The sequence below is a fragment of the Bacillus aerolatus genome (assembly GCF_009183655.1).
In the GTDB taxonomy this organism is placed as follows: Bacteria; Bacillota; Bacilli; order Bacillales; family Domibacillaceae; genus Pseudobacillus; species Pseudobacillus aerolatus.
Genome location: NZ_WEIO01000016.1, coordinates 1 through 14752 on the forward strand (window position 1 = coordinate 1; position 14752 = coordinate 14752).

General features: G+C 39.1%; 18 protein-coding genes and 1 pseudogene. 15 read left to right on the top strand and 4 right to left on the bottom strand.

The genetic code is table 11. The annotated features are described in order from the left end of the window. The 3 genes and pseudogenes from F9802_RS18130 to F9802_RS18140 form a co-directional block, all read left to right on the top strand. A pseudogene (locus F9802_RS18130) lies at window positions 1-270 on the top strand (ring-cleaving dioxygenase); the annotation flags it as partial. 51 nt (window positions 271-321) lie between these two features. After that, window positions 322-987 carry an FMN-dependent NADH-azoreductase gene (locus F9802_RS18135; protein WP_152154501.1) on the top strand — a complete coding sequence of 222 codons (666 nt, stop codon included), beginning with the start codon at window positions 322-324 and terminating at the stop codon, window positions 985-987. Window positions 988-1285: 298 nt separating this feature from the next. Continuing rightward, window positions 1286-2179, top strand: a complete 894-nt coding sequence (locus F9802_RS18140) for a VanW family protein (RefSeq protein ID WP_152154503.1) — start codon at window positions 1286-1288, stop codon at window positions 2177-2179. A gap of 46 nt (window positions 2180-2225) precedes the next feature. On the opposite strand, the gene F9802_RS18145 is transcribed toward F9802_RS18140, so the two are convergent. After that, the gene (locus tag F9802_RS18145; RefSeq protein WP_225435397.1) at window positions 2226-2408 is read right to left on the bottom strand and encodes an aspartyl-phosphate phosphatase Spo0E family protein; all 183 of its coding nucleotides are present in this window, start codon (window positions 2406-2408) and stop codon (window positions 2226-2228) included. A gap of 353 nt (window positions 2409-2761) precedes the next feature. On the opposite strand from F9802_RS18145, the gene F9802_RS18150 reads away from it, so the two are divergent. Both F9802_RS18150 and F9802_RS18155 read left to right on the top strand, forming a co-directional pair. Further along, entirely contained in the window at window positions 2762-3556 is a 795-nt protein-coding gene (locus F9802_RS18150; protein ID WP_225435398.1) for an alpha/beta fold hydrolase, read from the top strand. Between the two features lie 142 nt (window positions 3557-3698). Continuing rightward, window positions 3699-4724 carry a metal ABC transporter solute-binding protein, Zn/Mn family gene (locus F9802_RS18155; protein WP_225435399.1) on the top strand — a complete coding sequence of 342 codons (1026 nt, stop codon included), beginning with the start codon at window positions 3699-3701 and terminating at the stop codon, window positions 4722-4724. A 56-nt stretch (window positions 4725-4780) separates the two neighbouring features. Here the strand turns inward: F9802_RS18155 and F9802_RS18160 are convergent, their stop codons facing one another. Then, window positions 4781-5398 carry a YitT family protein gene (locus F9802_RS18160; protein WP_225435400.1) on the bottom strand — a complete coding sequence of 206 codons (618 nt, stop codon included), beginning with the start codon at window positions 5396-5398 and terminating at the stop codon, window positions 4781-4783. Between the two features lie 173 nt (window positions 5399-5571). Between F9802_RS18160 and F9802_RS18165 the strand changes: the two genes are divergently transcribed. Beyond that, entirely contained in the window at window positions 5572-7104 is a 1533-nt protein-coding gene (locus F9802_RS18165; RefSeq protein ID WP_152154505.1) for an FAD-dependent oxidoreductase, read from the top strand. A gap of 177 nt (window positions 7105-7281) precedes the next feature. Next, window positions 7282-8670 carry an aldehyde dehydrogenase gene (locus tag F9802_RS18170; protein ID WP_152154507.1) on the top strand — a complete coding sequence of 463 codons (1389 nt, stop codon included), beginning with the start codon at window positions 7282-7284 and terminating at the stop codon, window positions 8668-8670. Window positions 8671-8753: 83 nt separating this feature from the next. Here F9802_RS18170 and yhfH read toward each other — a convergent pair whose 3' ends face one another. Beyond that, window positions 8754-8888 (bottom strand): protein YhfH, encoded by a 135-nt coding sequence (yhfH, locus tag F9802_RS18175; protein WP_152154510.1) that lies wholly within the window; start codon window positions 8886-8888, stop codon window positions 8754-8756. Between the two features lie 321 nt (window positions 8889-9209). Between yhfH and cspD the strand changes: the two genes are divergently transcribed. The 3 genes from cspD (at window position 9210) to F9802_RS18190 (ending at window position 11764) form a co-directional block, all read left to right on the top strand. Then, a complete protein-coding gene (gene cspD, locus F9802_RS18180; RefSeq protein ID WP_094834266.1) occupies window positions 9210-9410 on the top strand; it encodes a cold-shock protein CspD in 201 nt (66 codons plus the stop codon). 141 nt (window positions 9411-9551) lie between these two features. Then, complete coding sequence (locus F9802_RS18185) at window positions 9552-10154, top strand: hypothetical protein (protein WP_152154512.1); 603 nt, start codon at window positions 9552-9554, stop codon at window positions 10152-10154. Continuing rightward, complete coding sequence (locus F9802_RS18190; protein WP_152154514.1) at window positions 10151-11764, top strand: carbon starvation CstA family protein; 1614 nt, start codon at window positions 10151-10153, stop codon at window positions 11762-11764. The genes F9802_RS18185 and F9802_RS18190 overlap by 4 nt, the downstream gene beginning before the upstream one ends. Window positions 11765-11799: 35 nt before the next feature. Here F9802_RS18190 and F9802_RS20115 read toward each other — a convergent pair whose 3' ends face one another. Further along, on the bottom strand, window positions 11800-11931 hold the full coding sequence (locus F9802_RS20115; protein WP_263862329.1) for a hypothetical protein: 132 nt from the start codon (window positions 11929-11931) through the stop codon (window positions 11800-11802). A gap of 215 nt (window positions 11932-12146) precedes the next feature. Between F9802_RS20115 and F9802_RS18195 the strand changes: the two genes are divergently transcribed. The 5 genes from F9802_RS18195 to F9802_RS18215 all read left to right on the top strand — a co-directional run bounded on the left by F9802_RS18195 (window position 12147) and on the right by F9802_RS18215 (window position 14739). Beyond that, window positions 12147-12494, top strand: a complete 348-nt coding sequence (locus F9802_RS18195) for a hypothetical protein (protein ID WP_152154516.1) — start codon at window positions 12147-12149, stop codon at window positions 12492-12494. 202 nt (window positions 12495-12696) lie between these two features. Next, entirely contained in the window at window positions 12697-13011 is a 315-nt protein-coding gene (locus tag F9802_RS18200) for a hypothetical protein (protein WP_152154518.1), read from the top strand. After that, window positions 13011-13382 carry a DMT family transporter gene (locus F9802_RS18205; RefSeq protein ID WP_152154561.1) on the top strand — a complete coding sequence of 124 codons (372 nt, stop codon included), beginning with the start codon at window positions 13011-13013 and terminating at the stop codon, window positions 13380-13382. Before F9802_RS18200 ends, F9802_RS18205 begins: the two co-directional genes overlap by 1 nt. 109 nt (window positions 13383-13491) lie before the next feature. After that, window positions 13492-14121, top strand: coding sequence for a metal-dependent hydrolase (locus F9802_RS18210; protein WP_191992041.1), 630 nt, complete (start codon window positions 13492-13494; stop codon window positions 14119-14121). 198 nt (window positions 14122-14319) lie between these two features. Next, the gene (locus F9802_RS18215; protein ID WP_152154522.1) at window positions 14320-14739 is read left to right on the top strand and encodes a sporulation protein; all 420 of its coding nucleotides are present in this window, start codon (window positions 14320-14322) and stop codon (window positions 14737-14739) included. Window positions 14740-14752: the final 13 nt, after the last annotated feature.

Sequence of the window (14752 nt, forward strand, 5' to 3'; positions counted from 1 at the left end):
GAGTGGATTAAACGTATGGAAAGTTTCGGCTTCCAAACATCTGGGTATGTAGATCGTCACTTTTTTGAGTCTTTGTACGCAAGAGTTGCGCCACAAATTTTATTTGAGTTTGCAACAGATGGTCCGGGATTTATGGGAGATGAACCTTATGAAACACTTGGAGAAAAATTATCTTTACCTCCATTCTTAGAACCAAAACGTGAAGAAATTGAACAATCAGTTCGTCCGATTGATACAGTAAGAAGCACAAAAGAATTCATTAAAGAATAATTGAAAGAAAAGCTGGAGAAAAGGCTCCGATTTAGACACGAGCTGAAACAAATGAATTCCAAACAACCTAGAACAGAGGAGAATAAAACAATGTCAAAAATATTATTTATCAAAGCCAATGACCGTCCAGCGGATCAAGCAATTAGTTCAAAAATGTATGAAACATTCGTAAACACTTTTAAAGAAGCCAATCCAAATGCAGAAATTACCGAACTGGATCTTTTTAATCTTGATCTTCCATACTTCGGAAACACAGCTATTACAGGCGGATACAAACGCAGCCAAGGTTTAGAATTAACAGCTGAAGAAGCAAAAGCTGCAGATGTAGTTGAACAATACTTAAACCAATTCTTAGCTGCTGAAAAAGTAGTATTCGCTTTCCCATTGTGGAATTTCACAGTTCCTGCTCCACTAATAACATATATTTCTTATCTTTCTCAAGCAGGAAAAACATTCAAATATACAGAACAAGGTCCAGTTGGACTAGCTGGAGATAAAAAAGTTGCTGTATTAAGTGCGCGTGGTTCAGATTACTCTTCTGAACAAATGGCTTCTATAGAGATGGCTGTTAACTATGTAATAACACTCCTTGGTTTCTGGGGTATTACAGACCCTGAAACAGTTGTAATTGAAGGGCATAACCAGTACCCTGATCGCGCACAAGAAATCATTGCAGACGGTTTAGAAAACGTTGCAAAAGCTGCTGCAAGATTCTAATTGAAATGGTTAAAATAAAAAATCAGCATAGTAATTGAAGTGACCCTATAAAGTGAGGCAAGGAATAAACAGGAGGGTGTTTTTTGAATGGGGACAAGAGTTCATTTACAGCCACTGCATCATCAACAATTTTATTGATGAATGTTTGGCGAAAACAATTTAGCCCTTGTCTTAAATTTTTGAAGCAGTTTAAGTTTATGATCTTTTTATTTGGACGAAGGTTTAAATTTGATTGAATATTTAATTTTCATAAAATGATCAATTTCTGCCAATACTATGATTGGGAGGTATGTCATTTATGAAATTAGCATGGATTGCCGGACTCTTGCTTTTCGTTCAACAAGTTAATCTTCCTGACAGCTTATCGATAAACCAACAAGGACAAGCTATTGCCAATATTAACCGCGCAGATGTTTTGAGTCCCTTCCCTGGTACACCACTGATTGATGTCGATAAATACAATCATTTCATCGAAAAATTGGAACGAGAAATTTACCAGGCACCTGTAAATGCTGCAATTAACAACCAGGGGGAAATCATCCCAGGGAAAATAGGACATAAATTGGATCGCGAAGCATTTTCAGAACAATTTTTAACCTATTTTTTCGGCAGGGGATCATCTAAGATAGAAGTCCCAAAGCTTTCTATTCATCCGAAAGTAGACAGTGAGTTACTGGCACACATTCGGATACAACAGATTGGTCAATATGTGACCCATTTTAATGCTAACAACAAAGAGCGCTCCCATAATATTGCCCTTGCTGTAAAATCTATTAACAATCATGTTGTTTTTCCCGGAGAAACCTTTTCATTTAACCAGATAGTTGGCAAGAGAACAGCAGACAAGGGGTATTTGCGGGCTCCAGTTATCGTCAGAGGAGAATTGTCAGAGGGAATTGGAGGAGGAATTTGTCAAGTATCATCGACACTATATAATGCCGTCGATAATGCAGGGGCACAAATCATTGAACGCTATTCCCATAGCAGGAACGTTCCTTATGTTCCACCTGATCGCGATGCTACGGTAAGCTGGTATGGTCCTGATTTTCGCTTTAAAAACAAATACAATCAACCGATACTGATCCAGGCTAAAACGTCTGAGGGTAGGGTGAGCATCACCCTTTACTCTTCAGATGTAATTAATTACAAGTCCCGGAAAATCCCTAGCGCTTCAAAGCGTATATCGAATTGAATACAAATTTGAAAGAAAATATACAAAAAGCCAGGAGTTATCCTGGCTATGATCTGTGGGGGGAAGGAGAGGTTAATAATTGATATTTGTTAATAAGTTTGTCCAATTCTTCGCTGTATTTTAAAGTCTCATAATCATTGAGCCCCTTGTTTATACCAGTTGAAATCATCAGATGGCGCACATCGTTAATACGGGTCATTAGTTCGTCAAATACCTCTTGCGTAATCACCTTTCATCTTCTCCTAATCATGTAAACTCGTGCATTTCCATACACTTTTGGATACATTATACAATCAAAAAGAATAAAGAGAAAGCGTTTCGACAGAAGAGTTGGAAAAGTTACATTTTTTGATTATGAACATGATTAAATGAAAATCGCTTATGCAGGCGGAGGTATCATCATCAAGATTGGTTAGAGAATTGACTTCTCCCACGGCTAAAGCCGCAAGCCTCATACCTTCATGGGTTTTCTCGTTCGGAAAAGCTATAAAACTGTATAGCTTTTTGTATTGTTCAGATGAGGAGAATAGAGTATGCTAGTATAAATCGACAAATTTCCCTAGCGTAAAGGAGAAAGCCTCATTGTTGGAATATAAATTATACGAACATCCGAGTTCAAATGAGTATGTAGTACTCATTCATGGCATGGGTGGAAATTCAAGCATTTTTTACAGCAATCTGAAAGCATTAAAAAAGCATTTTAATATAGTGGCTGTACACCTTCGTGGACATGGAAAGTCGCCCGGAGTGGAGAGTGGAAAAGAGTTCAGCCTGGAGACGGCGGCTCGCGAAGTGATTGCTGTCCTCGATCATTTACTCATAAAAAAAGCGCATTTTATCGGAATTTCTTTAGGGACTATTGTCATCCACACAATATGTAAAATTGCCCCGAAGAAGGTGAGTTCCGCGGTAATGGGAGGGGCCATCACCCACTTTAACCTCTTCTCTATCTTTCTAGTGAAAGCTGCCAAAATTATTAAACCGTTTACACCATTTTTATGGCTTTATAAGTTGTGTGCCAATATTATTATGCCGGGCAAAATGAATGAGCGTTCCCGCCGATTATTTATTAGCCAGGCAGCTAAAATGAGACGTGCCGATTTTTTTGCCTGGTTTAAGTTAGTAGATACAGTGGAAGAAGCGTATAGCGGGGTACCGGAATCTTCGAAAGATGTTCCAAAGCTATACATTTCAGGTTCCGAAGATCACTTATTTATTAAACAGCTGCGCCAGGATATTCAAAAAGATCCATCAGCGTCTTTTATAATCATTAATGACTGCGGCCACGTCTGCAATGTGGAAAAAAACAAAGAATTCAATGAAGCTTCTATTCAATTTTTAAAAAGCAATATTAAAAAAGTAAAAAGAGCACAATAATAGCCAAATGTTTTATACATTTGGTTTTTTGTTACGATAAAAAGGATCAAATCGAAATGATTATTATTTACAAAACGGAATCATTTCGATATAATATCTTTAGTTGAAGTTGAGCGCATTTTAAATTTGAGGAGGAATCAGTTTGTCCCGCTTTTTAAAATTTATCTTTATGTTCACAGCCATTTTACTTATCTCGGCGTGTGGAAATGAAGAAACGAATAAACAAGATAATAACAAAGAAAAAGATGGATTAAAAGTGTACACAACTATTTATCCATTAACTTATTTTACAGAAGAAATAGGAAAAGGTTACGTAGATGTCGAAAGTGTTTTGCCTGCCGGAGTTGATGAGCATACATATGAACCGACAGCTAAAACGATGATTGACATTGCCGAGGGTGATTTATTTATTTATAACGGGCTCGGACTTGAACCATTCGGAGAGAAAGTGAAAGAGTCGATGGAAAAAGAAAATGTCCGTATTGTTGAAGTAGGTAAAAACATTGATTTAGAGTCGCATGAAGATGTACACGGGCATGAAGGGGAAACCGCAGAGGAGCACGAAGCTCACAGCGATGAAGAGCATGGCGCAGAAGAAAATCATGAATCCCACGATGAACACGAACATGACGGACATACGCACGGAGACACGGATCCACATATTTGGCTAGACCCGATGCTGTCGATTCAGATGGCAGAAGTTATTAAAGATGAATTGTCGGAGCTTGATCCGGAACATAAAGCGGATTTTGAAAAGAATTATGGGGCATTAAAAGAAAAATTAATAAAGCTGGACGAGGAATTTCACGCAATGGCCGATGCTGCTGCTCACAAAGGGTTTCTTGTCTCCCATGCTGCTTTTGGCTACTGGGAAAAAAGTTACGGACTAAAGCAAATTAGTGTAGCTGGGTTATCACCTACGAATGAACCTTCGCAAAAACAGCTGAAAGAAATGATTGAAACAGCAAAAGAGCATCAAATCAAGTACGTCATCTTTGAACAAAACGTTACGCCAAGAATCGCAAAAATTGTTCAGGAGGAATTAAAAGCAGAAGCGCTGCAAATTCATAATTTATCCGTGCTGACAAAAGAAGATGAAGCAGGCGGAGAAAACTACTTTACGCTGATGGAAAAAAATATTCAAACTTTGAAACGAGCAACTGATTAATAAACATAAAAAAGATGTTCCTGACTGGAGGAACATCTTTTTTTATAAAAGAAGGATTATTTATTCGCTGAAACAAACAAGCGCAAAATCGGAAGTTTTTCAGTTGAAATCATGCCGATCATATCGATCATTTTTCCTGCTATCCATTGACAGGCCACAGCATAAAAAATCGTTTTTACATCCACAATCAAACCGGTCAGCAGCAGAATAGAAGAGTTAATGTAAAAAAGTGTTTTCCCTGGCTTCAGGCCCCGCCATTTAGAAATGATTAACGCGAGAATATCCATTCCGCCGGATGAAGCCCCGAGCCGAAATAAAATTCCCAAACCTGTGCCAAAGATAACGGCTCCCGCTGTTAAGTCAAATGCAGGGTGGCTGAGCGGTTCCGATACGAAAGGAGAAAACAAATGAATAGTCACAGCTGTTACTGTTACACAAAACATCGTACCCGCCGCACTGCTTTTTCCGAGCCGCTTAAATGCAATGAAAATCATGATAGCGTTCAAGGCCCACAACGCAGCAGCATAAGGCGTTTGAAATAAAAAGTTTAAGATAATACTAATTCCCGCGGCTCCTCCGGAAGAAATATGATGTGGAAATAAAAAAAACGTCATCGCTATTCCCTGTACAAAAGCACCAAACGTCAAACCGGCCATTCGAAATGCTGTATTCACAACCTATCCCCTTTTCTCTTCCTATATATATATTTAACCGTACCATATTCGAATGGAAATGAACATTCACTTAAACAATGTTTAGAGGAAAGGGAAGAAACCCTCCCTTAGTTGGCATACTTTTCCTCAATAAAGGAAAGATATAAAGCAGGAACTGTTTTGAAGGAGGAATAATGATGACTGAGATCAAGCGTGAGCCATTGTGGAGAGAAGAGACGAAGCTGCCGTCTTTTCCTGTTCTAAAAGAGCAAGTGTTTGCTGATGTGATTATTGTTGGGGGCGGGATTACAGGAATAATAACTGCTTATATGCTAACAAAAGCAAGAAAAAAAGTGGTCATTCTGGAAGCTGATGAATTAATGAATGGAACTACAGGACATACGACCGCTAAAATAACAGCACAGCACAATTTGATATATGACGAGCTGACAGATTCATTTAGTGAGGAACAGGCAAAACTGTATTACGACGCAAATATGGAAGCTCTTCAATGGGTGAGAGATACAATCCGGCAGGAAGGAATAGAGTGTGACTGGAAAGATGAAACAGCATATGTTTACACGAACGATGATATAAAAGCAGAAAACTTGCTGAAAGAAGCAAAAATTTATGAAAAATTAGGAGTAAATGGGCTGCTTACCGATACGATGCCGTGGAAAGTTCCTTTTAAACAAGCGCTGCAAATGAATGGCCAAGCTCAATTCCATCCTTTAAAGTTTTTAAAGCCACTTGTTGAATATATTAATGAAAACGGTGGAGCTATTTATGAACACTCGCCCGCTGATGATGTTGAAAAAGGGGACAAGCCGGCTGTCGTTTTGAAGTCTGGCGTAAAAGCGATAGGAAGCAGTGTCGTCATAGCGAGCCATTTCCCTTTTTACGATAATGGCTTTTATTTTGCGAAAATGCATGCGGAACGTTCTTACGTTATTGCGATTAAACCGAAAAAAACATTTCCAGGCGGCATGTACATTACTGCTGAGCAGCCGACCCGCTCTGTCCGCAGTGCCGTTTATAATGGAGAGGAAGTACTGCTCGTAGGTGGAGAGGGTCATAAGACAGGAAAAGGACAGCCGACAGCAGACCATTACCAACATCTAAAGGACTTTGCTGAAAAGGAATTCGGCATCGATAAGCTGCTGTTTTCATGGTCTACACAAGATTTATTTTCGCTTGATAACATTCCTTACATTGGAAAATCTAGCAAAGACGACAATATTTACACAGCGACCGGATTTAAAAAATGGGGAATGACAACAAGTATTATTTCCGGACAGCTTATTTCCGATTTAATTTTAAATAAGCAAAACCGTTACGCGGAACTTTTTTCTCCTGAACGATTTAAAGCAGATCCTGGTGTGAAAAACTTTGTAAAGAAGCAAAGTGATGTAGCTGCCATGCTCGTTAAAGGGAAACTGGATTATTTCTTTAACAACAATGAAGAGCTGCCAAAAAATCAAGGAATCGTTATTAATTGGGAAGGAAAACGGGCTGGTGCGTTTAAAGAAGAAGATGGAACCGTTCATCTCGTTGACACAACATGTACGCATATGGGCTGCGAATGCGAATGGAACGATGCTGAACGCACGTGGGATTGCCCGTGTCACGGCTCCCGCTTCTCCATTTCGGGGGAAGTCATGGAAGGACCGGCAAAAAAACCGCTGAAAAAATTTGGCCAGCTTGGGGATCAAGTGTGGCAGGAATAAACTATTAAAGGTGCTCTACATGTGTCTGGCTCCTTCTCGAAGGTTGCTACATCTGACGAAGGAGCTGCCAGGCTATTTTGTTAAGCGATCTTTGATCAGAGCAGTATATTAGTAGGAAATGAGAAAGGAACACGATACACTGATGATAGGGTAAAAGGGAAAGAAAGGAGCGGTCAGATGCACACTAGGCAGTCATATATAGAAGGGTTACTTCAATCGCAAAAACTTTTTTTCAATACAGGAAAAACGAAACAAGTTTCATTCCGGCTCAGCCAGCTGGAAAATCTGAAAAAAGCTATACAGCATTATGAGCAAGCTATACTAGACGCTCTTTATAAAGATTTACGGAAAAGTGAGTTCGAAGCTTATACAACTGAAGTTGGCTATGTACTAGACAGCATTAAACATGTCATGAAGCATTTAAAAAAATGGGCGGAACCTGAACGAGTAAAAACACCAACTGTACATATGCCGGCAAAAAGTTTGATTGTATCTGAACCGTATGGGTCTGTTTTAATTATCGGTCCTTTTAATTATCCGTTTCAGCTCGTCATCGAGCCACTTATCGGAGCACTCGCGGCTGGCAATTGTGCCGTCATTAAACCGTCAGAAAGCACGCCTCATACTTCAACTGTTATAAAAACAATCATTGAACAAACCTTTGAAAGCCAATACGTTCAAGTGGTAGAGGGAGAGAAAGAAACTACATCGGCGTTGATCCATGCTCCGTTTGATTATATTTTCTTTACCGGTAGTACGCCAGTCGGAAAAATTGTCATGGAAGCCGCCAGTAGGCGTCTCGTGCCTGTTACACTTGAATTGGGTGGAAAAAGCCCGGCCATTATCGATCGAACGGCTAATCTCGATTTAACAGCAAAGCGAATCGTGTGGGGAAAATTTGTAAATGCAGGACAAACGTGCGTAGCACCTGACTACTTGCTCGTACACGAAAATATAAAAGAGGATTTGCTGCAAAAGTTGAAGGAAACAATTTTTCGGTTTTATGGCTCGGATGCACAGTCCAGTCCTGACTTTGGAAGGATTGTAAACACGAAACAATTTGACAGGCTGAATACTATTTTGGAGAAGGATAAAAAGAAAATTGTATATGGGGGAAAAGCAGACAAAGAAGACTTATTTATCGAACCGGCCATTCTAGACGGTGCAGATTGGAACGATGCATCAATGAAAGAAGAAATTTTCGGTCCGATTCTGCCAATAATGACATATTTAGAGTTAACTGAAGCGATACAAGCGGTGGCTCAACAGCCGAAACCGCTGGCTCTTTATGTGTTTACAGAAACAGAAGCAGTCGAAGAAGCTGTATTGTCCAGTCTCTCATTCGGCGGTGGATGTGTAAACGACACACTTTCTCATGTGGCCAATCCATATTTGCCTTTTGGTGGCACAGGTAATTCAGGGATGAATAGTTACCACGGCAAATATAGCTTTGACCTTTTCTCACATAAGAAGGGCATTCTGAAAAAAAGTACGAAGTTGGAGTTGAACTTTGTTTTTCCTCCATATGGCGAGCGGATAAAGTGGATAAAAAGGTTGTTAAAGTGATTTATTGAAAGGCAATTGAAAAAAGCTGACTCTCAAGTGTTAAGCACTTGCTGAGTCAGCTTTTTTCAATTAACTGATGAACTTTATTCATCTCGTTTTGATAGGCAGCGATCACATTCCATCATATAAGATTCCGCTTGTTCATGCATATGTTCTCCGCACTCGGGGCACATTTTCTGTGGCAGCGTTCTGAAAAACTCTAGTGGACTCATCATCATTTTATTTCCTCCTCTTATAATACAGTATTATTTATTTCCTTCTGTTATAATACAGTATATTCACTTTTTGAAAATTTGTAAACGATAAAATTAAATATTCAGAAAATTGGTTCATTAGTCCTGTATTTATGTAAAAGGGACGATCGCATGAAAATGTATCATGATATTTTCTTGCAATCATTAAAGGTAAATGCTATAGTAAGGGTAGTTGTTTAGGTTCGTTTCAAAAGAGAGCAACTTTGAATAAAATTGTTTTCGTCTTGAAATAGTAATAAACAGCAAGAAATGAATGAGCGTTTTAAGCTCGAGGAGGATATTTACATGTTACAAGGTAAAGTTAAATGGTTTAATGCAGAAAAAGGTTTCGGATTCATCGAAGTTGAAGGACAAGACGATGTATTCGTACACTTCTCAGCTATTCAAGGCGAAGGCTACAAATCTTTAGAAGAAGGCCAAAGTGTTTCTTTCGAAGTTGTTGAAGGACCACGTGGACCACAAGCTGCTAACGTAGAAAAACAATAATCACACATACAAAAAGGCGATGTTTCCTACATCGTCTTTTTTCACGCCTTAAAATGATTGAAAAATATAAATATTCAGGATATTATTTGTATTTATTACTTAATATTTAATATAATGTAAGAAGAGCAGGGGATTCTATACTTGAGTGTATATTTGTTCCAATTAATTGAGGGGTCTATTTTGAAAAAATCAGCAACGGGGTGTCGGGGCATGCAGCAACGAGCAGCAGTTGAAACGTTTGTACATGATTTATGCAATTTGTATGTGCCTTATTTTAATGTCGAAAGAAACAGCCGGATCGGAAAGACTGACCTGGAGTTTTCTGCTGTTTATACACGCAGAGATGAAAGGTATTTAATTACGAAGAAAGCAAAAGTCTGGGGCGTGGAAAATCAGCAGGTTGTTTTTGTTTCTGCTCCAGAACAAGCGGTGACAATCACTTATGTGGAGCAAATGATTAAAGATATGCAATCATCAATGAAAGATTATTTGCATGAACATAGAGACCATATGTCGACTGTTTTTACAGGGGTGATCGTCACTGATCAGCCAATCAGCAAAAAAGTCATTCATCTAGCTGAAAGATTCAGAAAAGTGAAATTTTTGAGGTTTGGGGCTCACGGGTGGGCTGAATTAAATATAGCCATTTTAGATTTACCCGAAAAAAGAACATACATTCATAAAAAGGGCAGGCCATTTGTAGAGCCTTTAAATACATTTTTAAAGGGGGAGAAAAAGGAATGAATTTGTTAACTTTATTAGCCGTTTCAGGAATCATTTTCGTCATTGCTTACTTTACGTACGGCAAGTTCCTCGAAAGAAAGTTAGGAGTGGATCCGAAGCGGCCGACTCCGGCACTTACGATGGCAGACGGTGTTGATTACGTGGCGGCTAAGAAGCCGGTGCTGCTCGGGCACCATTTTGCTACGATTGCTGGCGGAGGACCGATTGTCGGACCTGTTACAGCCGTTGTATTCGGCTGGATTCCAGCTGTTATCTGGATCATTGTTGGAAGCATTTTCATCGGAGGCGTCCACGACTTTGCTTCATTGCAAGCATCGCTTCGCCACCGCGCACAATCGATAGGAACAATCATTAAAGAATATATGGGAAAAAGAGGCCAAACACTTTTTCTTGCCTTTTCCATTGCGACATTAATCTTAATTGTTGGTGTATTTATTATTTTAGTAAAAGATACGTTTATTGCGGTCCCGGAAGCAGCAACGGCATCCGTCTTGTTTATTGGAGCAGCCATTGCCTTCGGTTTGCTCGTAAATGTGCTGCGAATGAATTTTGTGCTGGCGAGTGCTCTTGGGGTGGTTGCCATGGGGCTGAGTATTTGGGCAGGCGTCAACTTTCCGCTTGAACTCGGGGCGGGAGCCTGGATTACGATTTTACTTGTATATGCATATTTAGCTTCTGTTATGCCTGTGTGGGTGCTGTTGCAGCCTCGCGATTATTTGAACTCATTTTTGCTCTACGGTATGATTGCGGGAGCTGCGCTCGGTATTATTATTGCGAACCCGGAAATTAAAATGGCAGGTTATACAGGATTTCATAATGAAACATTAGGTTTTTTGTTTCCTATTTTGTTTATCACAATTGCGTGCGGAGCGGTATCGGGTTTCCACTCACTCGTTTCTTCCGGTACAACAGCAAAACAAATTGATAATGAGAAAAATGGCCGCTTTATCACTTACGGCAGCATGCTGCTTGAAGGGTTTTTAGCGATTATTGCTATTGGGGCAGTAGCTTATTTATCACAGGCCGATTTTACAGCAAGAATGACGGAGCTCGGCGGACCGATAGGCACATTTTCTGCAGGCGTTGGCTTCTTTATGTCACATTTAGGTATTCCAGAAGTTTCCGCGACTACTTTCACGGCGCTTACAGCTTCAGCGTTTTTAATGACAACACTTGATTCTGCGACCCGCTTAGGAAAGTATGCTGTTCAGGAGTTTGCAGAAAGTCGTTCAGAATTTTTTACGAACAACCACGTATCAACGTTGGTTATTGTGGCAGGCGCTGGTGCTTTAGCTATTTCTGGAACATGGAGTTCAGTTTGGCCGCTCTTCGGATCAGCGAATCAGATGCTCGGAGCAATTGCGCTCTTGGCAATCAGCGTCTGGTTGATTAAAACAGGCGTGAAAGCTTGGTTTACGATTATTCCAATGATTTTCATGTTTATTGTTACGCTTGCTGCGTTGCTTTCTTTATTGCAAACTAATTTTGTCAACGGCAATTATTTTCTTGCTGTTTCAGCCTTTGTCTTATTCGTCTTATGTATCGTATTAATTATTGAAGCATGGCGGGCACTTACAACAGCAGATGAAGATACATCAGTGAAAATCTAACAAATGAAAAAAGCCAGAGAAGTTCCCTGGCTTTTTTAGTGGATTTTTTCTTTTCGAATGTCAATAAGCTCTTCGCTTATTTGTCTTATACGGTCAGATAATTCAAGAACAATTTCCTCTAATTGACTAATTCTTAGCAACAATTTTTCTTCCTCTTCTTTTTTCATATTTTTCCTCCTACATTTGCGATCGGTCAAGATAAACACACTGTACTATTGATATTATCTTTTTTAGAGCGGTTTAAACTTTTCTTCACAAAGTTTTTCGTTCCAATGAAACGAAGAACTTAACGGGTAAAAAGCGGGAAAGTGGGTACATTAATAGAAATGGGAAAAGTGAAGTTTGGATGGCGCCATACAGAGAAAAGAGGAGGTGTCAAAAAATGGGATTATTATTATTTTCCGCGGGTGTACTAGTTCTTTTGATACATGTGTATCGAAAAAACCGATCGTCCAACTATAAAATAGATAATGGAACACTTATTGTCAATAATAACTTTAATCAGGTGAAAATCCCACTGACAGAAATTGTTGAAGTCATTAAAATTGGGAAAACGACGAAACAACCATACTGGTTTAATGTCGAGAAATTTTCCAGCAAAGAAGACAATGTAGCTGTATTTACTCGTTCAAATGTTTCTTATTTGTTAAAAATGAGAAGCGCGAAAGCACTTATTAGAGAACTAAAAGAGCAAAATCCGCAGGTGCATATAAAAGCAAAAGTTATTTAAAACGAGTGAATCATCCTCGTTTTATTTTTGTTATTAACATAATAAAATTATTGAACCTTTCTGAGGTTATTTAGATTTTTTTGAAATTTTAGTTGGAAACACTTACAATCGATTTTAAGCAGAAAAATTCTTATTTACAAAATCGTGTAAAGCTGTTAGGTTAAGAGTGTCAAACCACTACTAATGAAAAAGGGGTATTCATATGGCGGTTTTTATGGATGGAGATACAGCTATAGAATGCACGGCAACAGACACGGAGTATTGCTGGAAAAAGAATGTGATTAAAGTTGATAAAGGGTTTTTAATCAGTAAAGGGCTGATTACGAATGTACGTATCCCCATTCATCACATAGATACAGTCGTTTATTCACTGAATCCGAAAAAGCCGGCTATTATGCCAGGCTTAAAGATTATTGGAAAAGGCGTTGTGCTGGCAGAAATGGATATTACCGGGGAATATATCGAAAGTGTGCAAGATTGGCTTCTCCGGGTCATTGATCAACACTCTCCCACTTAATCCCGCGGACTAAGCCGCAGGGATTTTTTGGTGTTTCCAGCAAGTTTACTTTCGTTATCTTTGTATATTCTGTTGTTGTGTTCAATTCACTTGTTTACAAAGCTTTGCATTACACAACATCTATCAATGCATCTCTTATGAATTCGTCTACACCAATCATCATTTTTATTCTTTCGTTTCTATTTTTGAAAGAGCGCTTGCATCGAAGTCAAGTAATAGGTTCTATTCTCTCGCTATTGGGCGTGCTCTTTATTTTAACAAAAGGAAACTGTCATAACGTGTTATCTTTTTCGTTTAATCTTGGCGTGTATTTATCTACAAAAATTCCACGGGTTCAAGCGCTTCAAAAAAACAAAAAATCGATTATATAAAGAAACTGTCCAAAATAAGGTGATTTCACCTGTTGTTGGACGGTTTTTATGTTTTATAGAACGTTTGTTTGATATAATAAAAACAAATGGAAAGAGAGGGTGTCTGCGATTGAAAGGTTCATCTCATTTAGCGATTGGAGGGGCCGCTGGATTAGGCGTCGCACTTTACTTACATACAGATCCGCTGACGACTGCTTCATTGATTGGTATTGGATCCGTAGCAGGGCTCGCCCCAGACCTTGATGTAAACGGAAAACTATCTAACCGGATCACGATATCAAAAAAATGGCTGATTTTATTTTTTGCTGCCGCCGGCTTGCTGCTTATCGGTTACAGCTATTTCACCTTGTCCGGTTTCACGCAGCCGGCCGGCTTTGTTATTGGTCTCTGCCTTATGCTTTTGCCCCGGCTGTTTATCAAACAGCGGACGATGCTTTTTGTCACGGGAGCCGCTCTTGCGTATGCTGCCTGGTACACTGATATTTTTTGGCTGCTGCTGTTAAGTATCTTTATTATTGTTTCTTCCTTTTTAGCTCATCGATCGTTAACCCATTCTATAATAGGCACCGCTTGTTTTGCAGCCATTGCGTGGCACTTTGAACAAAGTGTGCAGCTAGAAGGAAGTTTTTTAGCCGGTACACTCGCTTATGCAAGCCATTTAGTAGCGGATATGAAAATATGGCCAGTAAATAAAAAAGGGGTTAAGTGGTTTCAGCCTTTGTTTAATAAAGAATTTTGACGACTTCGAAGCGCGTGTAAAACGCCTTCGATTTTTTATTATTGGTTTTCATATAATACACTATGTGCAAAATTCAAATAATGTTCTATAAAAACGCTCTCAAAGAATAAAACAATAACCGCAAAAAGAAAAGATTATGGCTTTATAAGCAGGGAATAATAAACTAATAAATGATGAAAAGGGAGAGATGGGAATCAAATGTGGAAAAACTTTTTATCAAGCATCGGTGTTGGCGGAGTGAAAATTGATACTGTTTTACATAAAACGAAATTTAAAAAAGGAGACAAAGTAGAAGGAAAAGTGTTGATTAAGGGAGGCCAGGCAGCTGAACCCGTTGATGCCGTGACCCTTACATTGTATCTCCATTACGAGGAAGTACGTGAAGATAGTGATTTCGCCTATCGCGAAAAAGACATGAAAGAAATGACAATACCAATTAATCGAAATGTCATGCCGGAAGAAAAAGTATTGATTCCTTTTTCGATCGAACTGAATAGGGAGCATCCATCTACTAATGCAAAAAATAAAACATTTTTAAAAACGACTGTTGTTATCCCTCGGGCTGTTGATCCTTCAGATCAAGACGAATTGATCATTCTAACAGAAGAGAAAAAGTAATCCTTGCTTGCGA

What these genes read in the sequence shown, in the direction of transcription:
- F9802_RS18200 (WP_152154518.1), top strand. Translation starts at nt 12,697, where the DNA reads ATGGCGGTTTTTATGGATGGAGATACAGCTATAGAATGCACGGCAACA.
- F9802_RS18170 (WP_152154507.1), top strand. Translation starts at nt 7,282, where the DNA reads ATGCACACTAGGCAGTCATATATAGAAGGGTTACTTCAATCGCAAAAA.
- F9802_RS18165 (WP_152154505.1), top strand. Translation starts at nt 5,572, where the DNA reads ATGATGACTGAGATCAAGCGTGAGCCATTGTGGAGAGAAGAGACGAAG.
- F9802_RS18215 (WP_152154522.1), top strand. Translation starts at nt 14,320, where the DNA reads ATGTGGAAAAACTTTTTATCAAGCATCGGTGTTGGCGGAGTGAAAATT.
- cspD (WP_094834266.1), top strand. Translation starts at nt 9,210, where the DNA reads ATGTTACAAGGTAAAGTTAAATGGTTTAATGCAGAAAAAGGTTTCGGA.
- F9802_RS18190 (WP_152154514.1), top strand. Translation starts at nt 10,151, where the DNA reads ATGAATTTGTTAACTTTATTAGCCGTTTCAGGAATCATTTTCGTCATT.
- yhfH (WP_152154510.1), bottom strand. Translation starts at nt 8,888, where the DNA reads ATGATGATGAGTCCACTAGAGTTTTTCAGAACGCTGCCACAGAAAATG.
- F9802_RS20115 (WP_263862329.1), bottom strand. Translation starts at nt 11,931, where the DNA reads ATGAAAAAAGAAGAGGAAGAAAAATTGTTGCTAAGAATTAGTCAATTA.
- F9802_RS18140 (WP_152154503.1), top strand. Translation starts at nt 1,286, where the DNA reads ATGAAATTAGCATGGATTGCCGGACTCTTGCTTTTCGTTCAACAAGTT.
- F9802_RS18195 (WP_152154516.1), top strand. Translation starts at nt 12,147, where the DNA reads ATGGGATTATTATTATTTTCCGCGGGTGTACTAGTTCTTTTGATACAT.
- F9802_RS18135 (WP_152154501.1), top strand. Translation starts at nt 322, where the DNA reads ATGAATTCCAAACAACCTAGAACAGAGGAGAATAAAACAATGTCAAAA.